This is a genomic window from Micromonospora sp. NPDC050276 (assembly GCF_044459545.1).
In the GTDB taxonomy this organism is placed as follows: Bacteria; Actinomycetota; Actinomycetes; order Mycobacteriales; family Micromonosporaceae; genus Micromonospora.
Map to the genome: position 1 here is coordinate 288,617 of NZ_JBITJA010000004.1, position 23,926 is coordinate 312,542.

Annotated in this window: 24 protein-coding genes; 7 read left to right on the plus strand and 17 right to left on the minus strand. The window is 72.5% G+C overall.

Going from position 1 to position 23,926, the window contains the following annotated elements; all coding sequences use genetic code 11:
- Positions 1 to 50 precede the first annotated feature (50 nt).
- Together ACIBF8_RS10235 and ACIBF8_RS10240 are read right to left on the minus strand one after the other, a co-directional pair.
- Complete coding sequence (locus ACIBF8_RS10235) at positions 51 to 1,076, minus strand: sugar kinase (protein WP_396782133.1); 1,026 nt, start codon at positions 1,074 to 1,076, stop codon at positions 51 to 53.
- 86 nt (positions 1,077 to 1,162) lie between these two features.
- Positions 1,163 to 2,020 (minus strand): S1 family peptidase, encoded by an 858-nt coding sequence (locus ACIBF8_RS10240; protein WP_396782135.1) that lies wholly within the window; start codon positions 2,018 to 2,020, stop codon positions 1,163 to 1,165.
- Positions 2,021 to 2,190: 170 nt separating this feature from the next.
- On the opposite strand from ACIBF8_RS10240, the gene ACIBF8_RS10245 reads away from it, so the two are divergent.
- A complete protein-coding gene (locus ACIBF8_RS10245) occupies positions 2,191 to 3,378 on the plus strand; it encodes a low temperature requirement protein A (protein WP_396782136.1) in 1,188 nt (395 codons plus the stop codon).
- Between the two features lie 3 nt (positions 3,379 to 3,381).
- Here the strand turns inward: ACIBF8_RS10245 and ACIBF8_RS10250 are convergent, their stop codons facing one another.
- Complete coding sequence (locus ACIBF8_RS10250) at positions 3,382 to 3,954, minus strand: nucleosidase (RefSeq protein ID WP_396782137.1); 573 nt, start codon at positions 3,952 to 3,954, stop codon at positions 3,382 to 3,384.
- Between the two features lie 151 nt (positions 3,955 to 4,105).
- On the opposite strand from ACIBF8_RS10250, the gene ACIBF8_RS10255 reads away from it, so the two are divergent.
- Entirely contained in the window at positions 4,106 to 4,537 is a 432-nt protein-coding gene (locus tag ACIBF8_RS10255; RefSeq protein WP_396782138.1) for a Rieske (2Fe-2S) protein, read from the plus strand.
- 32 nt (positions 4,538 to 4,569) lie between these two features.
- Here ACIBF8_RS10255 and ACIBF8_RS10260 read toward each other — a convergent pair whose 3' ends face one another.
- The 3 genes from ACIBF8_RS10260 to ACIBF8_RS10270 form a co-directional block, all read right to left on the minus strand.
- On the minus strand, positions 4,570 to 7,143 hold the full coding sequence (locus tag ACIBF8_RS10260; RefSeq protein ID WP_396782140.1) for an Hsp70 family protein: 2,574 nt from the start codon (positions 7,141 to 7,143) through the stop codon (positions 4,570 to 4,572).
- A gap of 102 nt (positions 7,144 to 7,245) precedes the next feature.
- Positions 7,246 to 7,704: a GNAT family N-acetyltransferase gene (locus ACIBF8_RS10265; protein WP_396782141.1), complete on the minus strand. Its 459-nt coding sequence runs from the start codon at positions 7,702 to 7,704 to the stop codon at positions 7,246 to 7,248.
- A 10-nt stretch (positions 7,705 to 7,714) separates the two neighbouring features.
- A complete protein-coding gene (locus ACIBF8_RS10270; RefSeq protein WP_396782143.1) occupies positions 7,715 to 8,545 on the minus strand; it encodes a TetR/AcrR family transcriptional regulator in 831 nt (276 codons plus the stop codon).
- Between the two features lie 63 nt (positions 8,546 to 8,608).
- On the opposite strand from ACIBF8_RS10270, the gene ACIBF8_RS10275 reads away from it, so the two are divergent.
- The gene (locus ACIBF8_RS10275; protein WP_396782145.1) at positions 8,609 to 10,138 is read left to right on the plus strand and encodes an FAD-binding oxidoreductase; all 1,530 of its coding nucleotides are present in this window, start codon (positions 8,609 to 8,611) and stop codon (positions 10,136 to 10,138) included.
- 23 nt (positions 10,139 to 10,161) lie between these two features.
- Here ACIBF8_RS10275 and ACIBF8_RS10280 read toward each other — a convergent pair whose 3' ends face one another.
- The 11 genes from ACIBF8_RS10280 to ACIBF8_RS10330 all read right to left on the minus strand — a co-directional run bounded on the left by ACIBF8_RS10280 (position 10,162) and on the right by ACIBF8_RS10330 (position 18,475).
- Positions 10,162 to 10,713 (minus strand): DinB family protein, encoded by a 552-nt coding sequence (locus tag ACIBF8_RS10280; protein WP_396782146.1) that lies wholly within the window; start codon positions 10,711 to 10,713, stop codon positions 10,162 to 10,164.
- 74 nt (positions 10,714 to 10,787) lie between these two features.
- Positions 10,788 to 11,498, minus strand: a complete 711-nt coding sequence (locus tag ACIBF8_RS10285) for a RibD family protein (RefSeq protein ID WP_396782147.1) — start codon at positions 11,496 to 11,498, stop codon at positions 10,788 to 10,790.
- Positions 11,495 to 12,187, minus strand: coding sequence for a GTP cyclohydrolase II (gene ribA / locus ACIBF8_RS10290; protein WP_396782149.1), 693 nt, complete (start codon positions 12,185 to 12,187; stop codon positions 11,495 to 11,497). Before ribA ends, ACIBF8_RS10285 begins: the two co-directional genes overlap by 4 nt.
- Positions 12,188 to 12,245: 58 nt before the next feature.
- On the minus strand, positions 12,246 to 13,184 hold the full coding sequence (locus ACIBF8_RS10295; RefSeq protein WP_396782150.1) for a lysylphosphatidylglycerol synthase transmembrane domain-containing protein: 939 nt from the start codon (positions 13,182 to 13,184) through the stop codon (positions 12,246 to 12,248).
- Between the two features lie 66 nt (positions 13,185 to 13,250).
- Positions 13,251 to 14,069: a class I SAM-dependent methyltransferase gene (locus tag ACIBF8_RS10300; RefSeq protein ID WP_396782152.1), complete on the minus strand. Its 819-nt coding sequence runs from the start codon at positions 14,067 to 14,069 to the stop codon at positions 13,251 to 13,253.
- Positions 14,066 to 15,112: a glycosyltransferase family 4 protein gene (locus ACIBF8_RS10305; protein ID WP_396782154.1), complete on the minus strand. Its 1,047-nt coding sequence runs from the start codon at positions 15,110 to 15,112 to the stop codon at positions 14,066 to 14,068. Before ACIBF8_RS10305 ends, ACIBF8_RS10300 begins: the two co-directional genes overlap by 4 nt.
- The gene (locus ACIBF8_RS10310) at positions 15,109 to 15,507 is read right to left on the minus strand and encodes a 6-carboxytetrahydropterin synthase (protein ID WP_363613396.1); all 399 of its coding nucleotides are present in this window, start codon (positions 15,505 to 15,507) and stop codon (positions 15,109 to 15,111) included. Before ACIBF8_RS10310 ends, ACIBF8_RS10305 begins: the two co-directional genes overlap by 4 nt.
- Positions 15,508 to 15,509: 2 nt before the next feature.
- On the minus strand, positions 15,510 to 16,493 hold the full coding sequence (locus ACIBF8_RS10315; RefSeq protein ID WP_396782156.1) for a zinc-binding alcohol dehydrogenase: 984 nt from the start codon (positions 16,491 to 16,493) through the stop codon (positions 15,510 to 15,512).
- Positions 16,494 to 16,712: 219 nt separating this feature from the next.
- Positions 16,713 to 17,558, minus strand: coding sequence for an alpha/beta hydrolase fold domain-containing protein (locus ACIBF8_RS10320; RefSeq protein WP_396782157.1), 846 nt, complete (start codon positions 17,556 to 17,558; stop codon positions 16,713 to 16,715).
- Between the two features lie 38 nt (positions 17,559 to 17,596).
- Positions 17,597 to 17,779, minus strand: a complete 183-nt coding sequence (locus tag ACIBF8_RS10325; RefSeq protein ID WP_396782158.1) for a DUF1905 domain-containing protein — start codon at positions 17,777 to 17,779, stop codon at positions 17,597 to 17,599.
- 102 nt (positions 17,780 to 17,881) lie between these two features.
- Positions 17,882 to 18,475, minus strand: coding sequence for a helix-turn-helix domain-containing protein (locus ACIBF8_RS10330; RefSeq protein WP_396782159.1), 594 nt, complete (start codon positions 18,473 to 18,475; stop codon positions 17,882 to 17,884).
- 76 nt (positions 18,476 to 18,551) lie between these two features.
- Here ACIBF8_RS10330 and ACIBF8_RS10335 point away from each other — a divergent pair, with 76 nt between their 5' ends.
- The 4 genes from ACIBF8_RS10335 to ACIBF8_RS10350 all read left to right on the plus strand — a co-directional run bounded on the left by ACIBF8_RS10335 (position 18,552) and on the right by ACIBF8_RS10350 (position 23,559).
- Positions 18,552 to 20,126, plus strand: coding sequence for an FAD-dependent oxidoreductase (locus ACIBF8_RS10335; protein WP_396782160.1), 1,575 nt, complete (start codon positions 18,552 to 18,554; stop codon positions 20,124 to 20,126).
- Between the two features lie 195 nt (positions 20,127 to 20,321).
- Positions 20,322 to 21,281 (plus strand): carbohydrate ABC transporter permease, encoded by a 960-nt coding sequence (locus tag ACIBF8_RS10340; RefSeq protein WP_396782161.1) that lies wholly within the window; start codon positions 20,322 to 20,324, stop codon positions 21,279 to 21,281.
- Positions 21,278 to 22,123 carry a carbohydrate ABC transporter permease gene (locus tag ACIBF8_RS10345; protein WP_396782163.1) on the plus strand — a complete coding sequence of 282 codons (846 nt, stop codon included), beginning with the start codon at positions 21,278 to 21,280 and terminating at the stop codon, positions 22,121 to 22,123. The genes ACIBF8_RS10340 and ACIBF8_RS10345 overlap by 4 nt, the downstream gene beginning before the upstream one ends.
- 29 nt (positions 22,124 to 22,152) lie before the next feature.
- On the plus strand, positions 22,153 to 23,559 hold the full coding sequence (locus ACIBF8_RS10350) for an ABC transporter substrate-binding protein (protein WP_396782165.1): 1,407 nt from the start codon (positions 22,153 to 22,155) through the stop codon (positions 23,557 to 23,559).
- The last annotated feature ends 367 nt before the right edge of the window (positions 23,560 to 23,926 follow it).

The following is a 23,926-nucleotide window of genomic DNA, read 5'->3' on the forward strand; positions in this document are numbered from 1 at the left end:
ATCGCGGTGAAACTGTTGCTGGTGGCCGGATCGGAACCCGCCGGCCCGACTCAGGTCGTCGCCCCCGGGTCGGTCAGGTCGAGCGGTGACCAGGCGTCGGCGGGGGCGTCGATCAGCTTCTCGAACCAGGCCCACGGCGGCACCGGGGCGTTGTCGCCGCTACTGGCCAACGCCTGCGCGGCGACGAGGTGGCCGAGGCGCAACCGTCGTACGGAGTCGAGGCCGCGCAGCAGCCCGGCCAGGTAACCGGCGGCGAACGCGTCTCCGGCACCGACCGGCTCCACCACCGTCACCCGAGGGGCCGGCACGAAGACCGGTTCGGCGTCGCGGTCCAGTGCGGTGGCACCCACCGCGCCGTCCTTGACCACCACCGTCGCCGGCTCCGGTAACAGCTCGCGTACGGACGTCGGGTCGGTGACGCCCCACAGGGTCTCCGCCTCGTCCTGCCCGACGAAGACGAGGTCGCAGCGGTTGGCGAGGTCGCGCAGCACCGGCGCGGCCTGCGCAGCGGGCCACAGTCGGGCCCGGTGGTTGACGTCGAAGCTGACCAGCGCCCCCGCCAGCGGCCGGTCGGTCACGGCGTGCTCGACCAGCGCCCGGCAGGAGGGCGACAGCGCCGGGGTGATCCCGGACAGGTGCAGCACCCGGGCGCCGACCAGCCCCGGGTCGGCCAGCGTGGCGGGGTCCATCCGGGCCGCCGCCGACCCGGCCCGGTAGTAGTGCACGGCGGTCCCCTCCGGGCCCGGGTCCTTGACGTACAGGCCGGTGGGGGCGGCCGGGTCCACGCGCACCTGGTCGACACCGACGCCGGGGGCTGCGACGTGCCGGACCACGGCCCGACCGAAGGGGTCGTCGCCGACGCGGCTCACCCAGGTCACCTCGTGCCCCAGTCGGGCCAGGTAACCGGCCACGTTGGACTCGGCACCGCCGACCGAGATGGCGACCCGTTCGGCCTGCTCCAGCGACTCACCCGGCGCGGGGCAGAGCACCACCATCGTCTCCCCCACCGCGACCACCTCGATCGGCGGGATGCCGGCCGGGACACTCGTCGGGTCGGGTCGCGGGTCGGTCGGCATCGGGCACACGTCCTCGCGGTGGGGGTGCTGGGGCGCCGACGAGCCTAGGTGTCCCGCGCGGGGCGGGCAACCCGGTGTCCCGCCGGTCAGGGCAGCGTCAGCCCATACGCGGCCAACACCTCCGCGATCGGCTGGTAGTAGGTGGTGCCGCCGGCCGTGCAGTTGCCGGTGCCGCCGGAGAGGATGCCGAGGATGGTGCCGGTGGAGGCCACGTAGAGCGGCCCGCCGCTGTCCCCCGGTTCGGCGCAGATGTTGGTGCGGATCAGGCCGTAGATCACGCCGGTGGCGTAGTTGACGGTCTGGTTGAGGCCGGTGACGGTGCCGCAGCGCACCCCGGTGGTGCTCCCACTGCGGCACACCGCCTGACCGATGTACGCGTTGCCGGGGCCGTTGATGGTCAGCAGGCCGGGATAGGTGTAGACCGCGCTCGGATGGGCGATCGGGCCGGTGTAGCGGATCAACCCGTAGTCGTTGGTGGGGTAGCTGGTAGCGGTGCGGGTGCCGAGCACGGTGGTCTGGGCACTGTCGGTGTACCAGGTGGTGGCGGCGGTGGTGCAGTGCCCGGCGGTGATCACGTAGTAGGTGCTGCCGCTGCGCGCGTTCGCGCCGAGCGAGCAGCGCGCGCCGGCGCCGTAGATGCCCTGCCCGCCGGCGATCAGGGGGCGCAGCGTTCCGGGTTCGCGGCGCAGCAGCACGCCGGCCCGGTCGGCCACCGCCCGCAGTGCGGTCAGTTCGATGCGGGCCACGGTGTCGTCGACGGTGAGGGTCATCCGGCCGGTGGCGGGGTCGAGGCCCCAGGCGGTGCCCGGGGTGCGTACCCCGGCCAGCACGGCCGCCGGATCGGCGGCGGGCCCGGCGGCCCGGTCGGGGACGGCGGCCTGCGCCGCGCCGGGCGCGACGAGCAGCAGGATGGTCAGGCTGAGGACCAGCGGCGAGCGGCGCATCCGAACCTCCGAAGAGATCGAGATTGATGGATGCAGTTAAGCATCGCCCGGCGTCCGATGCCGTGACAACCTCCGGCCGTCCTCTTCCCCGACCGGCGGGAATCGTCGATCCGGGGACGGGCCGCGCCGCTGCCACCGATAATCCTCGGAGACACAGCGGGAGGCCGGCCATGACCACCGGAGGCACCTCGGCGCTGGTACGCCGGATGGAGGGGTCGACCCGGGCCACGCTGCTGGAGTTGCTCTTCGACGTGGTCTTCGTGGCCGCCCTCGCGCTGACGTCGGCACTGTTGACCGAAGAGCACTCCTGGTCCGGCGGCGCCAAGGTGCTGCTGATGCTGACAGCCATCTGGTGGACCTGGTCGCTCACCGCGATCACTACCGAGTTCTACGACCCGCAGCAGCGCCCGATCCAGGCCATCCTGATGATCGCCATGGTCGGTTCGGTGGGGATGGCGGTAGCGCTGCCGATGGTCACCATCTCGCACCTGCTGCTCTTCGTGATCTCGTACGTCGGCACGCACCTGATTCGCTGCATCATCCTGGTCGCCGCCCTGCGCCGGCAGGGGCACCAGACGGCCAGGGAGCGGGCCACCCGGTTCCTCTTCTGGTTCACGGTGTCCGGCTTCTTCTGGATCGCCGGTGCGCTGATGGGCACCCCGAACTGGGGGTTCTGGACCGCCGCCATCACGATCGACCTGGTCGCTTCGGCGGCCCGCTACCCCACGCCCCGGCTGGGCCAGGTGCCCATCGCCCAGTACACGCAGATCACCGAGCACCTGGGCGAGAGGTACCAGCAGTTCCTCATCCTGGCCCTCGGCGACATCATCCTGTTACCGACCCTGCAGGTCAGCCGGAGCGGGCTCGACTCTTTCCGGGTCGCCGCCCTGCTCTGCGCGTTCGCCACCATGCTGCTGCTCTGGCAGGTCTACGCCTTCCACGCCAGCGAGTTGTTGCGGGCTGCCGGGTCCAACAGGGGTCGGCCGGCGCGGCTGGCTCCGTACACCCATCTGGTGCTACTGGCTGGTGTGGTCGCCACGGCGGCCTCGTTCGAGATGGTCGTCGAACATCCGACCGGAACGACGCCGGCGCGGTGGCTCGTGCTGATCATCGGCGGCCCGGCGCTGTTCGTGTTCGGCCGCGTCCTGTTCGTTCTGCTGGTGTCCTGGGCCGTGACATGGCGGCGAGTGGCCTGGCAGCTCACGCCACTGCTGGTGCTGCCGTGGGCCGGCGGCTGGCCACCACTGCTGGTCACCGCCGTCGTGGCGCTCGGGCTGGCCGGTCACGTCCTGGTCCCCCCCGGCACCGACCGGGAGACCACGCCGGGGCTGGACGTGCGGCGAACCGACGACGACTGACCCTCAGGCGAGGTGTCGTCCGGCCCACTCGGCGAGATCCCGGGCGCACGCGTCCACCGACTCCTGCCAGGTCCGGGCCGCGCCGTCGCCGGCCTCGTCGCTGACCTGCTTGACCAACCGACACGGCACGCCAGCCTGCGCGGCGGCCCACGCCACCGCGTACCCCTCCATGTCGACCAGGTCGGCGCGCTGCGCCAACCGGTCCCGCTGCTCGTCGTCGGCCACGAACGTGTCGCCGGTGGCCAGCACCGCGCCCTCGGCGGCCAACGCCAGCGGCGCCCCGTACGTCTCGCCGGTGAGCGTGCGCAGCAGGTCGGTGTCCAGGTCGTGCTGGAGCACGGTGGCGACCTCGTGGATGCCGGCCAACCCGGGGCGCAACGCGCCGGCCGTACCCAGGTTGAGCAGCAGGGCGGGGCGCGGTCCGGCGGCCAGCACCGCGGCCACCGCGCTGGCGGCGTTCACCTTGCCCATGCCGGTCAGCAGGACCGGCAGCTCGGGCGGCAGGTAGCGGGCCTCCTCCCCGACGGCGAGCACCACCAGCGGACGATCGGGGCGGACCGTACCTCGAAGATTCACCGGAGCATCGTACGAGCCGGCCTCTCCCCCCACCGACCGCACCCAGCGATCGTTCAGCGCGGTCGCATGGCGCGTTCAGGCACATGGGGCAGGCTGGTCGGGCGAGCCACCGGACGCCGCGGTCCGGGGCCGCGACGAAAGAGGTGACGAGGTGTACGACGGGCAGGAGTTCCTCCGCGACAACCGCTGGTGCCTGAGCCGGCGTGCCCTGCTGACCGGGGCCGGCGCGGTCGGCGCCGCCGGTCTGCTGAGCGCCTGCGGCGCCGGTGACAGCCCAGCCGGTCAGGCGGCCGCGACGCCCGGCAGCGTGCTGGCCAGCACCGCTGACGTACCGGTAGGCGGGGGCACGGTGACCGGCGGCGTGCTGGTCGTCCAACCGGAGGCCGGCACGTTCAAGGCGTACGACGCGACCTGCCCACACCAGGGCGTACGCGTCGGCGTGCCCCGCGACGGCGTGATCACCTGCCCCGCGCACAACTCCACCTTCGCGGTCAGCGACGGCTCCCGCCAGGGCGGCCCCGCCACGAACGGCCTGACGGAGATCCCCATCAGGGTCGACAACACAACGATCACCCGAGCTTGACCCGCCGCCCCTGCCCGCAAGATCGCGGATCGTCAGTCGTCGGTGAAGCGGTACAGCACGAAGTCCTTCTCGGCACCGCAGGCGATGACGTGGGTGTTCCACGAGCAGGACGAGCTGCGCACATCCTTCAGCTCGCCCAACTCGTCGACCTCGCCGGACTCGGCCCACACCCCGGCCAGCACCCGGTTGTCCGCGACCACGCTGGGCGTCTTGGCGAACACCAGCAGGTTGCCCTCGTCCAGGCGGACCGCCACCCCGCCCCGATCCCGCAGCACCGGCTTGCCGGCGGCGTCGAAGACGGTGACGGTCGGCTCCGGGGACTCCCGCTGGGCGAGCACCTGCTCACCCAACGGGACCAGGTCGGTCACGCCCGGCGCCGACCACTGGATCGCCCGCTCACCCTCGGTGGCCGCCACCACCTCGGTGCGCTCGACATTATGGTCCGGCACCTGCAACAGGCAGGCCCGGCGCGCACCGCAGGCCACCAGCTCCGACGGGCGGTACTCGTCGTTCCCGGACCGGTGCAGCACCACCGGCTCGGCGTCGGAACCGAGGTCGTAGGCCAGCAACTGGTAACCCCCCTCGTTGGCGGCCACGTACAGGCGGTCCTCGTGGGCGACCACCAGGTCGTCGAGATCGGCGACGCTGCCCCACTGGCGCAGCACCGCGCCGGTTGCCATGTCGAGCAGCCGCACCGACCGGTCCGCACCCACCTGGACGAGTCGCCGCCCCTTGCTCGTCCACGGGTTGCGGGGCGTGCCGTCGAGGAAGGCCGGCCCGCCCGCCGCCGCGTCGGTGCCGACCGGCCGGACCACGGTACGGCCCCCGGCGTACTGGTCGCGGGGATTGGGCTGGGTCCACTTCGGCGAGCCGTCGGTCAGGCGCAGGCCGACCAGCTCGTCCGCAGCCCGATCCACCAGCACCGCCGTGTCGTCGGCGAAGTAGACGTCGTCACCACGCAGAACGCGCTGCCAACGCTGCTCGCCGGTACGACCGTCGAGGACGGCCAGTGGTCGGGGGTTGCTGCCGCCCGGTGGGTCGGCGAGGACCGCGACCGCCCCGGGGACAGCGATGATCGCCTCCCACTTGTCGGCCCGCACGTCGGTCGGCTTGCGCCATAGCTCGTCACCGGTGCTGGCGTCGACGGCCACCACTTCCAGCCGGTCGTCCGGCAGTGGGAACGCGAGGTAGGCCCGGTCGTCGAGCACCGCCGTCCACATGTCGACCGGCCGTTCGGCGCCGGCCGACGGCCGGGACAGCTCGTGCAGCGATGCGAACTCCAGATCCGGGTAGCGGTCCCGGGTCAGGTAGAGCGTCGCCGCGGTGGCCATCCCGACCAGGGCGAGCACCGCACCGAGCACCATCCAGCGCGCCCGCCGCCAGCGGGTCGCGCCTGCCGCCGCGCGGACGGGCCTCGGCGCGGGCGGTACGAGTGGCGGTCCCGCATACGCCGGGGCGGACAGCGGTTTGCGCAGCGGCAGGTCGGTCAGGGCACCCTCGGCCACCGGTAACTCCGGCTGGTCCAGCACCGTCGGCGCGATCCCCAGCTCGGCGTGCAGCATGCGGGCCACCAGCGGGATCCGTGACGACCCGCCCACGAGGAACAGCCCGGCGAGCTGATCAGGCGTACGGCCGGCGACGGCGATGACCTCCCGGGTTTGCTGCACCGCCCGGCGCAGCAGCGGTGTGGCCACCCGCTCGACGTCCGCCCGGGTCAACTGGATCGTCTCGGCGACTCCCGGCACCGCGACCGGGGCGACCGCAGACCGGGACAGGGTCTCCTTCGCACCTCGTACCTCGTCCCAGAGCCGGAGCTGGTCGCGGCGCTGCGCCGGATCCGCCGGTCGGGTGAGCCGGGCCCACTGCGCGGCGTGCCGCTCACCGACCAACTCGCCGACCCGGCGCACCAGCGCGGCGTCGAGGTCCAGGCCGCCCAGGTCGGGCAGGCCACCGTCGGCGACCACGCTGAAGCCGGAGTCACCCCAGGGGTCCGCGCCCTCGTTGCGCAGCACCGCGACGTCGAGCGTCCCGCCACCGAAGTCGAACACCGCGATCGTCCCGCCGACCGGCACCGGACGGTGCAGCACCTGCGTGTAGTAGCGGGCGGCGGCCACCGGCTCCCGCAGCAGCCGGGTGCCCGGCGGCGTCGGCCCGGCGAGGGTGTGCTCGGCCGCCTGCGGCCAGCCCGCGCGCAGCAGCGCTTCGGCGAGGACCTGCCGCCGCGTCGCGTCCCAGGCCGCCGGGCAGGTGACCACCGCCGGTGGCAGGAAACCCACCGCCCCCACCGCGGCCCGTGCGACCGCCGCCAGCACCGCGGCGAGCAGGTCGGCCGGCGGGTACGCGCGGTCGCCGAGCCGCACGGTCGGCTCGTCCACCCGACGCTTCGGGTTCGGCTCGAACCGGGCCGGGTCGGCTTGCGCCAACCGGCGGGCGTCCCAGCCGGTGTGCAGGGTGCCGTCCGGGTCGGCGTAGACGGCGGACGGACTGAGCGGTTGACCGTCCATCAGCAGCGGGCGGGTCCGCCCGTCCGGCCAGCGCAGCACCGCGACGGTGTTCGACGTGCCGAGGTCGACGCCGAGGGCGAAACCCTCGTGCTGGCCTGCCATTGCCCGGTACCTCCGCCGCGACGAGGGGAACTCGACCCCGCATCGTACGCAGGCCCCGCCGCACTGCTGATCACTCGGTCCGGGGTGGTCGGTGGCGTCCGGTCAGTGGGTGGAGTGGACGCCCACCACCTCGTCCTCGCTGGTCTCCCCGGTCAGCTGGAAGCCGAGCTTCAGGTAGAACCGCTCCGGGCCGTCCGGCCCCGGCTTCCACGTCGTGTAGATCCGGTCGTGCCCGCGTCGACGGGCCTCGTCGCGGACGGCCTGCACCGCGAAGCGGCCGTACCCCCGGCCCTGGTGCTCGGCGGCGATGTTCAACCGCCACAGGCCCGAGCGCAGGTCGTCCGGGTGGGCCGGGTCCCACACGATGTCGAAGAAGCCCATCAGGAAGCCGACGATCTCGTCATCCTCGACGATCAGACGCGGCCACGCGATCTCGGGCTGCGCGTACGCCTCGGCGAGGGACCAGGCAACCGGCGACGAGAACTTCTCCTGGTCGGGCCGCACGCTCAACCGGCACGCGGCCTCCACATTGTCCTGGGTGATTGTCACCAGTCGCGGCACGCTGGCCACCTTACCGAGCGGGCCACCCCAACAGGCCGTCGAGCAGCCCGCGCAGGCCGAACTGGAACCAGGTGTCGAGGTCGGTGTCGGGCCGGGTCTGGCCGGCCGCGGCCAGCCACTGTCGTTCCCGGGTACGGCCGGTCCGCTCCAACCGGTTGCGGGTCGCCGACCACCAGGCGTGGTAGGTGCTGTCGGCGGGATCGCGCGAAATGAGCAGGGCCATGCCCTGGATGTAGCCGCTGAGCGCCAGGTAGGCGCGGAACGCCTCGGCGGGGTCGTACCCGGCGCTGGTGAACGCCGCCACGACCCGGTCGACCATGGCGAGGACCGCCGGCCCCGTCGGCGGCCGGTCGGTGGCGAGGACGGCCAGCAGCCAGGGGTGGCGGCGGTACATCGCCCACTCGTCCCCGGCCAGCCGTTCGAGCCGTTGACGCGGCTCACCCGACAGTGGCGCGGTGCCGGGCGCGCGGGTGGAGGTGATCTGCTCGGCCATTGCGCCGAGGAGGTCGGCCCGGTTGCGCACGTGCCGGTACACGGCGTGCGCGGGCATGCCGGCGCGCTGGGCGAGGACCCGCATGGAGACGGCGTCCAGACCCCCGGAGTCCGCCAATTCGACCGCGACGGCGACCAGCCGGTCGCGCGGGTCGCCGCCGGTGGGCGCGGGCAGGTCGGGGACGCGGCGCGGTGCCGCGCCGGGGCCGTGCTCGCGACGCCTGCGGTACGCACGGGCCTGGCAGCGCCGTGAGCAGTAGCGGCGCGGGCGCCCCCGGCCGGAGCCGGCAGGTAACTCCGCCGCGCACTCGACGCACCGGACGCTGAGCAGGGCTGCCTCCACTTTCATCACGGCACATCGTGTGACGAAACTACTGCACGCCGCCTGCCCGTCGGCGACAGCATCGAGGGCATGAATCCGCCCAGTCGCAGAGATGTGCTTCGCGGCGGCGCAGTCGCCTCCGCAGCCGTCCTCTATCCGTCACCGGTCTCCGCCGCCGCACCACCGGGGACCGGCGCGCCCCCACTCGGCCCGGTCCGCGTGCGGCCGAACGACCCCCGGTACCCGGACCTGGTCCGCCGTGGCAACCAACGGTTCGTGGGCACGCCGGACGAGGTGCGGGTGGTGGGCTCGACCGACCAGGTCGTCGCGGCCGTCCAGGACGCCGTCCGCACCGGCCGGCGGGTGGCGGTTCGCGGCGGTGGGCACTGCTTCGAGGGATTCGTGGACGACCCCGCGGTCCGGATGGTGATCGACCTGTCCGGGTTGACCCAGGTCTACCACGACCCCCGACGGTTCGGTTTCGCGGTCGAGGCGGGCGCCACCCTCGGCGAGACGTACCGCAGGCTCTTTCTGGGGTGGGGGCTGACCCTCCCCGGTGGATCCTGCCCGGGAGTCGGCGTCGGCGGTCACATCGCGGGTGGCGGCTACGGTCGGCTTTCCCGCCGGCACGGACTCGTGGTCGACCACCTGTACGCGGTGGAGGTGGTCGTGGTCGACCGCGGTGGTACCGCCCGTGCGGTGCTCGCCACCCGGGAGCCGACGGACCCGCACCGCGACCTGTGGTGGGCGCACACCGGTGGCGGCGGGGGCACCTTCGGCGTCGTCACGCGCTACTGGTTCCGCTCGCTCCCCACACCACCCGCGCGGGTGCTCGACTTCACCGTCAGCTGGCCCTGGGCCGACCTGGACGAGACGGGCTTTCGCCTGCTCGCCGGCAACTTCGGCCGCTGGTGTGCCCGCAACAGCGCACCCGACTCCCGGGGCAGCCACCTGTACGCCGAGCTGATCCTGTCCCGCCCGCAGGCCGGCGGTCACACCCTCGCTGGTCAGGTCCCGCACGGCAGTCGACACCTGCTCGACGACCTCGTCGGGGCGCTCGGCGACGGCGTCGACGTCACCCCGACCGTCGCGTCGGAGACGCTGCCCTGGCTGGCCGCGACCCTCGGCGGCGACAGCGACGACGGCAAGGGCTGGCGGTTGAAGGTCAAGTCGGCCTTTCATCGTGCGCCCCTGACCGAGCGGCAGTTGCACGTGGCCTACCGCCACCTGACCCGCGACGGTGACCTGCCCGCCGGCTCGCTGAGCCTCAACACCTACGGCGGGGCGATTAACGCCGTGCGACCCACCGCCACCGCCGCCGTCCACCGGGACGCGTCCATGCTGCTGTTCTACCTCGCCGGCTGGGGCGATCCGGCCGCGGACCCCCGGCACCTGGCCTGGATCCGCGAGTTCTACCGGGACATGTACGCCGACACCGGCGGCGTCCCGCCGGACGGCGCCTACATCAACTATCCCGACGTCGACCTCACCACCGCGACCCGACGGTGGTCGGAGGTCTACTTCGGGCCCAACTACCGACGGCTGCAACAGGTCAAGGCCCGCTGGGACCCCCGCAACGTCTTCCACCACGACCTGTCGGTGCGACCACCCGGCCACTGACCCGGCACCTTCCTCGCGTTGGCCTAGGGTCGAGCGGCCGGGCCGTCCCGTTCGGTCCGTGCGGCGCGGAGCAGTCGGAGCTGACCGATCTCCGCGACGTTCTTCATCAGCTCGGAGTTGACCCAACCGATCGTGTGCGTGACGGTGTGGTCGGTCTCGTCCGGCCAGGGGAACGTCGCGATGCGGTCGAGGTCGCGGTCGCTGAGCTGGTCGAGAAGACCCAGCCATTCGGTACGCAGGCCACGCAGCCAGGCGACACTCGGTTCGCCCGCGCCCGGCCAGACAACCGCCGTGCGCTGCCGCGCTGATCCACCCCGGAGATGATCCATCGCCACGGTCCACCACCAGCCGACGTGCCAGGTGAGCCAGCCGATCGTCGGCACCGGGACCGGGTCGGGTTCGGTGTCGGCCCAGTCCGGGGTCCAGGTGCCGTCGGTGCCCTGCCGCACCGACCAGCAGTGGGTCGCCGGCTCCCAGAGGAAGTCCGCAGGATCGAGTCGCTCAAGGTGGTACTCGAACAGCGACCAGGTCAGGTCGAACTGCCAGCGCAAGAGGGCAAGAGGTGCTACGGACATCCGGGAATCCTGTCGGAACGCGACCCCCACCGTCCACAAATTAACCCACCCGCCCAGCCTCCCAAACGGGGTGATCATGAGTTGGCGGGGCAGCGGGTGGAGAGCGCGTAGCGGAGCAAAACCACGTCGCCGATCTGGCGGGCCTCGGCCAGGCGCGCGCGGCGGCCCGGGTGCCAGGGGAAACGACCCTCCCCGACGAACCGGGGCGCCCGACCGTCACCGACGAAGAACGGGGCGACCACCAGGTGCAACTCGTCGGCGAGACCGGCGGCGAGGAACTGGGCGTGCACCGTCCCGCCGCCCTCCACCATCAACCGCTGGACGCCCCGCGCGGCCAGGTCGGTCAGCAGCCACCCCGGGTCGACGGGCTCACCCGCGTCGATCACGGTGGCCAGGTGGCCGACCCGCTCCCGGGTCTTCTCCAGCGCGCCCGAGGCGCAGTAGACGAGCCGGACCGAATCACCGGCGGTGAAGAAGCGGGCGGTCGGGTCGAGGTCACCGCGGGCGGTCAGGGTGACCTTGGTGGGCGAGGCGGGCCGACCGGCCGCCACCCGCTCGGCGCGGCGGCTCGGGGAACGCACCAGCAGCCGAGGGTCGTCGCGGCGGACGGTGGCGGCACCGACCAGGATCGCGTCGCAGCCGGCCCGAACCGCGTCGACGCGGTCCAGGTCGTCGTCATTGGACAGCAGCAACCGCTGCTCGGTGGCGTCGTCGATGTACCCGTCGATGGAGGTGGCGCAACTCAGCAGCACGTACGGCCGCGTCGTCTCCGGCGGGCAGCTCATCGGGGGCCAGGCCACTCGGGAGTACGACCTGCGAGCACATCCATCGCCTCGGCTGCCTCGATCTCCGCCGCCTTGGCCGCCTTGGCCGCCAGGTAGTCGGCGTTGGCCGGCGAGAGAAAGACGCTGGTGAGCACGCGTTCGGCGACGTCCACGCCCAGCCGGGTCAACTGTTCGGCCTTGTCCGGGTTGCTGCTCAGCAGTCGGATGCGTGGCACACCCAGCGTGGCCAGCATCTGCGCGGCGGCGGTGTAGTCCCGCTCGTCCTCGCCCCGGCCCAGCGCGACGTTGGCCTGGTAGGTGTCCAACCCGGCGTCCTGCAGCGCGTACGCGTCGAGTTTGGCGTACAGGCCGATGCCACGACCCTCCTGGCGGAGGTAGAGCAGGAAACCGCCGGTCTCGGCGATCCGCTGCACCGCCTCGCGCAGCTGCGGCCCGCAGTCACAGCGTTGGCTGCCGAACACGTCGCCGGTCAGGCATTCGCTGTGCGGACGGACCAGTGGGGCTTCTCCCCCGGCGGCGAGCCGATCCAGCGCACCCGCCCAGTCGCCGAGGCCGAGGGCCAGGTGCTCTCGACCGTCCACCAGGCCCTTGAACGTGAACACCCGCACGGTCGTGGTGTAGCCGTCCGGAAACGCCAGCGGCACCGTGACCTGGGTGCGGATCGTGGCAACCGGCAATGCTTCGGGCATGGGACTCCTTTGTCCAGCGCCACCACTCTCCGGCGGCGGGTACCGTCTCACAACCGACTCAACAGCCGCCGCCGGACGCGGCTTCCCGGGCGGCCACCGGAATCCGCCGCCGACGGGCCAGCAGCACCGCGGCGCCGGGCAGGCTGGCCACCAGGATCAGTGCACCATAGACGGTGGCGGTGGCGACGCCCTCGGCCGCGCTGAGCCCGGCCGCACCGAACACCCACGCCGCCACACCCTCGCGGGGCCCGAAGCCGGCGACGTTCAACGGCAGGCCCATGGCGAGCAGGGCGAGCAGCGTCAACGGCAGCAGTCGGGACAGCGGGGCGTCCGACCCGGCGGTGCGCGCCGCCACCAGGAAGGTGGCCAGGTGGCCGGCGACCATCACGGCCGAGGCGACCAGCACACCGAACCAGGTACGCCGCGCCAGCAGGCCCGACCGCACGTCCGCCACCGCGGTACGCAGCGGCGTCGCCCAGCGTGACCCGCCGGCGTTCGGCAGGCCCCTGGCCACCAGCACGGCGACCAGCCCGGCTGCGACGAGCAGCGCGGCGGCCACCGGCAGGTACGGCCGCACCGGGGACGGGAAGGCCGCGAGCACCACCAGGGCGACTGCCAGCAGGACGACCTGCCCGGCGGTACGCTCCCAGACCACCGCACGGATGCCCCGGCTGACGTCACCGGCGTCGCGGCCGTGACGGACCGCCCGGTGCACGTCGCCGAGCACACCGCCGGGCAGGGTGGCGTTGAGGAACACGGCCCGGTAGCAGTGCGCCACCGCGGTCGCCAGCGGCAGGCGTACGCCGAGGCCACCGGCGACCAGGCTCCACCGCCACGCCGCGCAGACCGTGGTGAGCACCCCGATGACCAGCGCCGCGGCCAACGCGGGCGCGTCGATCAGTCGTACTCCGGCGAGGAACGGGCCACTGCCCACCTGCCACAGCAGGACGGCGAGCAGACCCACCCCGCCGACCACTCGTGCCCAGGCCCAGAACATCGGCGCCGGCCCTCCCGTTGAAGATCGTCCACTTGCCCTAGTGCACGTACCCAGGGCGTGAACGGTTCATCCACCGGCGAAGAGGTCAGTGTGTTCGACCAGCACGGTGAGCCGGCCGGCCGCCGCGTCGGCCAGCCGGTGCCGGGCGTACGCCTCGGCGGGGCCGGCCAGGTCGGGACGCTGCTCGCAGGCCGCCGCGAGCCAACCCCGCAACCACTCGGCGGTCAGGTCGGCCTGCTCCGGGCCGAGTCGCCACGGGCTGGGCCGTTCCCGCACGTCGACGCCGTGTCGGGCGAACGCGGCGGCGGTGGCGGCGGCGGCGTCCGGGCCGAGCAGCCGCCGGCCGTCGACGGTACGCCGCTGGTGGTCGTTGAACGCGGCCTCGACCGCCTCGTCGAGCGGGTCGGCCGGGGTGAGCCGGACCCGGCCGGTCACCGAGATGGCGAACAGGGCGGGCCGGCCGACGCAGGCGGCCACCACCCGTTCGATCTCCTCGGCGCTGAGCATGTCCAGCAGCGCGGACGCGGTGATCAGGGCGCCGTCGGCGAGGTCGGCGGCGGTCAGCCGGGTGAGGTCACCGCAGCGGGTGCGGACGGTGACCGGGGCGCCGTCGGCGGCTCTCACCCCCGTCATGCCCTCGGCGGCGCGGGCCAGCAGGTCGGCGTCCCGGTCGTGCAGCACCCAGTGCTGTGGCCCGGGCAGTCGGGCGGCCAACCAGCGGCTCATCGAGCCGGTGCCGCTGCCCAGGTCGTGGATCACCGTCGGGACGTCGCCGGTCAGCCGGGGGCGGACGGCGTCCAACAGGTCCTCGGCGCGCGCCGCCGCGTCGGCCGGTTCGCGCAACCGCAGCCAGTCGGCGAACGGCAGGGTCTCCTCGGCGGTCACTCCGCCACCTCCTCCAGCACGGCGGCCAGCAACGCGGTGGTCACCGGCCAGTCGGTCAGGGTGTCGCGCCGGGCGAGGGCCGCACGCCGCAGTCGGGCCCGCAACTCGTCGTCGCCCAACCACCAACTCAGTGCGCCGGCCAGGGCGGCCGGGTCGTCCGGTGGAACCAGCAACCCGGGCAGCTCACCGTCCGGGGTACGGCCGAGCGCCTCCGGTACGCCGCCCACCTCGGTCGCCAGCACCGGCAGGCCGCGGGCCAGCGCCTCGGTGACGACCATGCCGTACGTCTCGCCTCTCGACGGCAGCACCAGCAGGTCGGCGGCGGCGTACGCGTCGTCCAACGCCGTACCGGTCAGCGGGCCGGCCAGCCGCACCCGGTCGGCGAGACCCGCGCCGGCGAGCCGGACGCGCAGCCGGTGTACCAGCTCGGGCTCCCGGGTCAGCGTGCCCGCGCAGACCATCGTCCAGGGCCGGCCGACCAGCGTGGCCAACGCGTCGACCAGCACGTCGTACCCCTTGTGGTGGGTGACCGCCGCGACGCAGAGCAACCGGTCGCCGGCCGCGGAGCCGACAGCGGGCGGCGCGGGCCGCACCCCGGGCGGCGCGGCCGAGATCCGCTCGACGAGCGTCGGGTGCCGAGCCATCAGGGTGCGACGGGTCCACTCGCTGGTGGTGACGACGGCCCGCGCGGTGGCCAACGCACGGGCCTCCACCTCGTCGTCGAACGGCAGATGCACCAGGACCACCAGGCGCAGCCGACGGGCGTGCGGGGCGAGCAGATCCGGCACGGTCGAGGCGATCAGGCCGTCGATCAGCACCACGGCGTCGTCGGGCACGGCGGCGAGCACCCCGGCCAGCGTCGCCAGGTCGGCCGGGTCGGCGTGCGGCCACGCGCCGGGCACCGGATGCTCGTGGACCGACCAGCCCCGCTCACCGAGCCCGGCGCAGATCCGCCGGTCGTAGGAGTTGCCGCCGCTGGGCGTTGCCGGGTCGTCGATGTCACCGGGCAGAACGACGTGCGCCGCCCGGCCCGCATCGGTCACAGCGACCGCTCGTAGCTCGCCCAGGCGATGTGCGACTCGTGCAGGGTGACCGTGATGCCGGTCAGGTCGCGCGCCCCCGCGCCCAGCTCACCGGCGTGCACCCGGTCGACCAGCCGGTCCGCGACCGTACGGGCCAGCACCTCGGTGGTGGTGTTCACCCCGGCGAAGGCCGCCTCGTCGTCAAGGTTGCGGTAGGTCAGCTCGGCCAGCACGGCCCGCAGTTGCTCGGTGGCCAGGCCGATGTCCACCACGATGCCGTCGGCGTCCAGGTCGGGCCGGCGGAACGTCGCGTCCACCACGAACGTCGCGCCGTGCAGGCGTTGGGCGGGCCCGAACACCTCGCCCCGGAAACTGTGGGCGATCATCATGTGATCCCGAACGGTCACGCTGAACACGGTCACTCCCCGTCGTCATAGGTGATGAGGTGGCAGAGGGCGGGCAGGTCACCCGAACTCAGTCGGGCGAGCACGTCGGGCAGCTCCGCGAACCGGGACGCGCCGGTGATCAGCGCGTCGAAGGCCGGGTCGTCGAGCAGATCCAGGGCGAGCGCCAGCCGATCGGCGTAACTGCGCCGCCCCCGTCGGGCGGGGGCCACCGTGCCGACCTGACTGCTGCGCACGGTGAGTCGACCGGAGTGGAACGCGCCGCCCAGCGACACCTGCACCGCGCGGTCGCCGTACCAGCTCAGCTCGATGACCGTGCCCTCCGGCGCGAGCAGGTCCAGCGCCTGTTGCAGGCCAGCGGCCGTGGCGCTGGCGTGCACGACCAGGTCCCGGTCACCGCGGGCGTCGGCCGGGCTCGCGAAGTCGACGCCGAGCGCCCCGGCCACGCCGGCCCGGCGGGCGTCGGTGTCGACCAACTCGACGTGCACGCCGGGGAACCGGGCGAGCAGCGTCGCGACGCAGCAGCCCACCATGCCCGCGCCGATCACGGTGACCCGGTCACCGACCAGCGGCGCTGCGTCCCACAACGCGTTGACGGCGGTCTCCACCGTGCCGGCGAGCACCGCTCGGGCGGCCGGCACTCCGTCCGGCACCGGCACCACGGCGCTCACCGGCACGACGTACGCGCTCTGGTGTGGGTGCAGGCAGAACACCGTCCGTCCGCGCAACTCCGACGGGCCCTGCTCGACCACGCCGACGCTGAGGTAGCCGTACTTCACCGGGCCGGGGAAGTCGCCCTCCTGGAACGGGGCGCGCATGGCGGCGTACTGGTCGGCGGGCACCCGGCCGGCGAAGACCAGCGTCTCGGTGCCCCGGCTGACCCCGGAGTAACTGGCTCGGACCAGCACCTCGTCCGGCCCCGGTTGGGGCAGTGACACCGGCCGGATCTCGGCCGCGCCGGGCTCACGCACCCAGCAGGCGTACGCCTCGCGGATCACCGTCGCGCACCTCACCTCTGCTCCGGGCCAAGCCGATCGGCCATGTCGGGGTCCCCCGGTCGGGGTCGTCGATCATAAACACGGACGTACGGCACCCACGGTTCGACGTGGTTCGGTGCTCGGGCGGTAGCGCCCCGGCACCAGCCCCTGACCCGTCTCGGGCACCTGGCGCGACGCCACCATCAGCCAAGACCACCCGGCCGCAATCGCGTCGTTCCGCTAACGCCCAGGGGCGAGGAACCGGGTGAAGAACGCCAGAGTGTCCCGGATCAGGGGCTCCAGCGGCGCTCCGGTGAAACAGTGGTCGGCGCCCGGCACCACCGACAACTCGACCTCGGCACCCACCGCGGCCAGTGCTACGGCCAACTCCTCGCTCTGCCCGACCGGGACGACCAGGTCCTGATCGCCGTGGATCAGCAGCATGGGTGGGGCCTGGTCGGTGACGTAGGTGATCGGACTGGCCGCCCGACCGAGTCCCGGGTTCTCGGCCAGTGGGCCGCCGATCAGCAGGGACTCGGGTGAGTCGGCCGCCTCGTGGTCGATCGTTGCGGCCGGATGGGCCTGCGGCTGCATGGTCAGCAGGTTCGACGGTGCGTACCAGCAGACCGCCGCCCGGACGCGGCTGTCGTCCTCGTCGCTGCCGGTCAGCGCGACCAGCGCGGCCAGATGCCCGCCGGCCGACTCGCCCCACACCCCGATCCGCTCCCGGTCCACGCCCACCGTGTGACCCTCCCGGCGGAGCCAGCGCACCGCAGCCCTGACGTCGTCGAGTTGCGCGGGGAAGTGCGCCTCACCGCTGAGCCGGTACTGCGCGGAGGCGACCGCGAATCCGGCACGGATCGCGGCGGTGAACGGATCCGCCTGCATGAGCCAGTCCGCCGGGTGCTTGGGCGAGCCGAACAGCCACGCACCGCCGTGGACCCACACCAGAACCGGGACCGGATGGGCAGCGTCGACCGGCACGACAAGGTCCAGCGTCAGCGGGCGGAAGCCCGGGACTTCGTGCACGACGATGTCGCGGTGCGCTGTCCGGTCGCTGCTGCCCTGGGCTGCCACATCGATCATCGGGCCATCCTCGCACCGCCGGTCCCCGGAGCGCCCGCTCATGAGCGCACCGGTCGACACATATCGATGATTTCGACGGTCACGGTCTCGATGTCGCCCACGTCGAACGCTTCGGCCTTGCGGACGGCACGCTTGATCGGCAGCACGAAGGCTCCGCCACCACTGCCTGGGAAGATCGAGGTCGCCCACGTGCTGCCACCGACGGTTGCCCGGACCCGCACCGCACCGAACCCACGGCGCGATCCGCCCGTCAGCTCACGGATCTCCTGGGATGCCGCTCGGTGGCGAGTGGCCGAACAGCGGCCTCACGTGCGCCACCGCGACTACCCCTTGTCGGGTGCGGCCGGGCGGGCGCGGACGTGCAGCCGCTCCCCCTGCGGCCCGAACAGACTGAGCGCTTCGGCGGTGCCGGGGCCCGGGTTGAAGAAGAGGTGCGGTATTCGGGTGTCGAACTCGGCCACCTCGCCCGGGGTCAGCGTCAGATCACGGTCACCGAGCAACAGGCGCAGCCGGCCGGAGAGCACGTAGAGCCACTCGTACCCCTCATGGGCCTGCGGGATCCGACCCCCGGCGGACGGGTCCGGCGGGAAGATCTGCTTGAACGCCTGGACACCGCCCGGTCGGCGGGTCAGCGGCAGGTACGTCACGCCGTGGATGACGATCGGTTTGGGACGGACCCGTGGGTCGCCGGTGGCGGGGGCGTCGACCAGTTCGTCGAGCGCCACCTGGTAGGCCCTCGCCAATGGGAGCAGCAGCTCCAGGGTGGGCCGGCGGCTACCGGACTCCAGCCGGGACAGGGTGCTCACCGAGATGCCGGTCAGGTCGGCGAGCTGGGTCAGCGTGGTCCCGCGTTGGTGACGTAGGGCACGCAGCCGGGGGCCGACGGCCGCCAGCGCGGCGCTGTCCTCGTTTGCCATAACGGCAAGGATAGTTGCCACTTCGCCGACGGCGACGGATGGTGGGCGCAGCCGACGAAGCAAGAGGGAGAGACCGGTGGACGAGACGTACGACGTGGTAGTGGTGGGCGGCGGCGCCGCGGGGCTCAGCGGAGCCCTGGCGTTGAGCCGGGCCCGACGGTCGGTGCTGGTGATCGACTCCGGTGAGCCGCGCAACGCGCCGGCCGACCGGGTACACAACTACCTGGGCCGGGAGGGGACGCCGCCGGGCGAGCTGCTGGCCGTCGGCCGGGCCGAGGTGGCCGGGTACGGCGGGCAGTTCCGGACCGGGCGGGTGCAGGCCGCGACCCGGGATGACGACGGGTTCCGACTCAGCCTCGGCGACGGGGAGTCGGTGCGGGCTCGACGACTGCTGGTGACCACCGGTCTGACCGATGAACTGCCCGACGTGCCCGGCCTGGCGCAGCGGTGGGGTCGCGACGTGCTGCACTGCCCGTACTGCCACGGTTGGGAGGTTCGGGACCGACGGATCGGCATCCTGGCGACCGGGCCGTTGGCCGTGCACCAAGCCGAGATGTGGCGACAGTGGAGCTCGGACGTGCTGCTCCTGCTGCACGACGCCCCGGCGCCGGACGCGGAGACCGCCGAGCGACTCGCCGCTCGCAGCATCGCGGTCGTGCCGGGCCCGGTCGCGGCGGTGGAGGTGAACGACGACGCGCTGACCGGGGTACGGCTCGCCGACGGCCGGGTGGTGGCGCTCGACGCGATCGTGGTGGCGACGCGGCTGACTGCCCGCGCCGACGTGCTGGTGGGACTGGGTCTGACCCCGGAGGAGGTGACGATGGGTGAGCACGTCATCGGCGCCCAGATCCCGGCCGACGCCACCGGCGCCACGGCTGTCCCGGGTGTCTGGGTGGCCGGCAACGTGGCCGACCTCCGTGGTCAGGTGATCACGTCCGCCGGGGCCGGCCTGAACGCCGCCGCGGCGATCAACGCCGATCTCATCGCCGAGGACACCCGCGCCGCGGTCGCCGCGTATCGGCAGTTGCGGGCCACGGCGTTCGAGGAGCCGGCGTGGGAGGAGCGCTACCAGTCCCGGCCCTCGGTGTGGAGTGGACGGCCGAACCCGCAGTTGGTCGCCGAGGTCGCGGACCTGACCCCGGGACGCGCGCTGGACGTGGGCAGCGGCGAAGGCGCGGACGCGGTGTGGCTGGCCGAGCGCGGCTGGCGGGTGACGGCGGTGGACATCTCCACTACCGCACTGACCCGGGCCGCCGCGCACGCCGAGACCGCCGGCGTCGGCGACCGGATCGAGTTCACGCACGCCGACCTGCGCGACAAGCCGCCCACCGAGGCGGCGTACGACCTGGTGTCCGCGCAGTTCATGCACCTGCCCCCGGAGCAGCGGCGGGAGTTGTTCGGCCGGCTGGCGGCGGCGGTGGTACCGGGTGGCGTCCTGCTGATCGTCGGACACCACCCGTCCGATCTGTGGGGGTCGGCGCACCGGATGCACATGCCGGACATGATGTACACCGCCGAGGACGTGGCCGCCGACCTGGACCCGGCCGACTGGGAGGTGCTGACGGCGGAGGAACGCTCCCGCCTCGCCACCGACCCGGACGGTGAGCAGATCACTTTGCACGACGCGGTGCTGCTCGCCAAGCGACGCTGAGCGCGGTGCCGGTGGCGGCTCGCCCGCCACCGGCACGCACAGTCACGATGGTTCGGGCAGGGACGGGGCATTGAGCTGCGCATTCAGGTTGATCTTTGCCTGATGTGACGCTGAGTAGGCACTGTCATTGCCACGTCAACCATCCGCCACCTAAATCACCCCAGCCGGACGTACGGCCTGTGCAGGCTGCCCGATGTGACAGCTCCAACTCTGCCCGCGGCCAGCCGCGCCGCGCCCACCGACCGGCCGCTCAGCCGGACCCGCCGGGCCGCCGCCCGGGGGCGGACGCGGGAGACGGCACTTGGCCTGCTCTTCGTCCTTCCCGGCCTGGCGGGCCTGGGCATCTTCGTCATCTTCCCGCTGTTCCAGGCGGTGTATCTGGCCACCCGGGGCAACGACATCCTCGGCAACCCGACCAGGTCGGTGGGGTTGGCGCACTTCCAGGAGCTGCTCACGCCGGAATTCGGCACGGTGCTCTGGCAGACGCTGGTCTTCACCGTGCTGGTCGTGGTGCCCGGCGTGCTGCTGCCGCTCGCGCTCGCCGCGCCGATGACCCAGCGCCTGCCCGGCATGCGGATCTTCCGGACCGCCTTCGCCCTGCCGTTCGCCTACTCGGTCTCGGCGGCCAGCGTGGTCTGGCTGATCATGCTGAACCCTGGAATCTCGCCGGTGAACTGGGCGCTGGGTCTGATCGGCGTACCCGCGCCGAACTGGACCACCGAGCCGGGCTGGGCGATGGCCACCGTCGTCGGCGTCACCGTGTGGATGGTTTCCGGGTTCAACCTGCTCGTGCTCGCCGCCGGCCTGGCCGGCGTCGACGAGGAGGTGTTGGAGGCGGCCCGGATGGACGGTGCCACCGGCCCTCGGCAGTTCGTCAGCATCGTGCTGCCGATGATCTCGCCGAGCCTGTTCTTCGCCGTGGTGACCACCACGCTGGCCGCACTCCAGGCGCTCGGCCAGGTGCAGATCATGACCGACGGTGGACCGAACGGGCACACCCGCACGCTGGTCTATTCGATCTTCGACAACGCGTTCCACAACAACAACAGCAACTTCGGGCTGGCCAGCGCGCAGGGCCTGGTGCTGCTGGTGATCGGCGTGCTGATCGCCGTGGTGCAGTTCGGCGTCCTCGAGAGGCGGGTGCACTACCGGTGAGCAGGAGCGTGAACCGACCCGGTCCGGTACCGACCGTCCTGACCTACCTGTGGCTGGGCATCGCCGCGGTGGTGCTGCTCTTCCCGGTGCTGCTCACCGTGCTCGGTGGCTTCCTGCCGTCGAACGCGCTGCTGCACCAGCCGCCGCAACTCTTCGACGGCGGCTGGACGCTGGAGAACTACCGGGCCGCCTGGCGACAACCAGTGGTGCCGCTGGCCCCGGCCTTCCTGAACTCACTCTTCGTCGGGCTCAGCGTGATGCTCGGACACCTGATCACGTCCTGCCTCGCGGCGTACGCCCTGGTCTTCATGCGCAGTCCGTTGCGCAGGCCGGTCTTCTGGCTGTTCCTCGCCACGATCATGGTGCCGTACGAGTCGATCGTGGTGCCGAACGCGCTCTTCATCCGCTCGCTGGGCATCAACGACAGCCGACTCAGCCTGATCCTGCCGTTCCTGGCCACCGGCTTCGGCGTCTTCATGCTGCGTCAGGCGTTCGCCCAGTTTCCCCGGGAACTGCGCGAGGCGGCCGTCATCGACGGCTGCGGTCACCTGCGGTTCCTGGTCACCATCCTGTTGCCGGCGAGCCGGCCGGCACTGATCGGGATCGCCGTGTGGTCGTTCCTGCAGGGCTGGAACATGTACTTCTGGCCCTTGATCATCTCGTCCAGCAACAACTCGCTGAACACCCTGCAAACCGCGGTCTTCGCCCTCAAGGACAACGAGGGCGGCAGCCCCGCCGTGCTCCTGGCCGGCATCACCATCACGCTGGTGCCGACGCTGCTGCTGGTCATTTTCGGTCAGCGCTGGCTCGTCCGGGGCTTCACGGCCGGCGCGGTCAAGTAACTCCCTCAACCCAGTAGTAGGAGGAAACAGTGCGTACCACTCTGCGCCGAGTGGCGGTCGGGCTCTCGCTCGCCGCCCTCACGGCCACCGCCGCGGCCTGCGGTTCGGCCACGGCGAACAGCAGCGACGCCAGCAGCGGCACGGATGCCCCGGCCGCCAGCGCGCTGGACGGCAAGGGCGAGGTGTCGATCGACTTCTGGCACGCGATGACCGGCAAGAATGGTGAGGCGCTCACGCAGCTCACCGAACAGTTCAACGCGAAGAACAAGGGTCGCGTCAAGGTCAACCTCCAGTTCAAGAACACCTACGACGACACGCTGTCGGCGTACAAGGCCGCGCTGAACAGCGGTCAGGCGCCAGACGTGGTGCAGGTGTACGACATCGGCACCCGCTTCATGATCGACTCCAAGTCGACGGTGCCGGTGCAGTCGTTCGTGGACGCCGACAAGACCACGACCGCGGACATCCAGCCGAACATCGCCGGCTACTACTCGGTCGACAACAAGCTCTACTCGATGCCGTTCAACACGTCGATGCCGCTGCTCTACCTGAACAAGACGGCGTTCACCAAGGCGGGCCTCGACCCGGCGAACCCGCCGAAGACGCTCGACGAGATCACTGAGGCGGCCCGCAAGCTGACCGTGAAGGACGCCAACGGCCGGGTCACCCAGTACGGCTTCGGCGCCGCGCTCTACGGCTGGTTCCTGGAGCAGTGGACCGCCGTCGGAAACCAGGAGTACTGCGACCAGGGCAACGGCCGTGACGGCCGGGGCACCACCGTCAAGCTGGCCACCGACGACCACGTCAAGCTGCTCGCCTGGTGGAAGAAGATGGTTGACGAGGGCCTGGCGCCCAAGCTGGACAGCAACACCACCACGGCGGACAACGCGTTCACCGCCGGCACGGTCGCGATGACCCTGGAGTCGACCGGCTCGCTGAGCGGCTTCCTGAAGAGCTCCGAGGGCAAGTTCGACATCGCCACCGGCAACTACCCGAAGATCAACGCCACCGACGCGGGCGGCCCGATCATCGGCGGCGCTTCGCTCTGGGTGGTCGGCAAGGGCAAGGACGACGCGCACAAGCGCGCTTCCTGGGAGTTCGTGAAGTTCCTGTCGGACAAGGACTCGCAGGCCACCTGGCACACCTCGACCGGGTACTTCCCGATCAGCAAGGGTGCCCTGGAGACCGAGGTCGACAAGCAGTGGGTGGCCCAGCGGCCGCAGTTTCAGACCGCGATCACCCAGCTGCAGAACACCCCGTTGAGCAAGGCCACCCAGGGTTGCCTGCTCGGTGCGATGCCGCAGGCCCGTAAGGCCGCAGAGCAGGCCATGCAGGCAGCTGTGCTCAGTGGCAGCGACCCGCGCGCCGCGCTGGAGCAGCAGCAGTCAACCCTCGCCGGCCCCATCAAGGACTACAACCAGTCCGTAACAGGCTGACCCCGTACCCCACACCACGTCGGGGGGGGGGCCCCCCCCCCCCCCCCCCCGGGGGGGTAGCCCCCCCCCCCCCCCCCCCCCCCCCCCCGCCCGGGGGGGGGGGGGGGGGGCCCCCCCCCCCCCGGCCGAACCCGCCCCCCCCCCCCCCCCCCCCCCCCCCCCCCCCCGCCCCCCCCCCCCCCCCCCCCCCGCCCCCCCCCCGCCGCCCCCCCCCCCCCCCCCCCCCCCCCCGACGTGGTGTATCCCCGCCCCGCCCCCACCCACCCGCGTCGATCATGCAGTTGTGCGGGGGGACAAGAGCCGCGGATCGGAATCACCCGGGCACCACGACTACATGATCGACATAAGCCCTGGGGGTTTGCGCGGA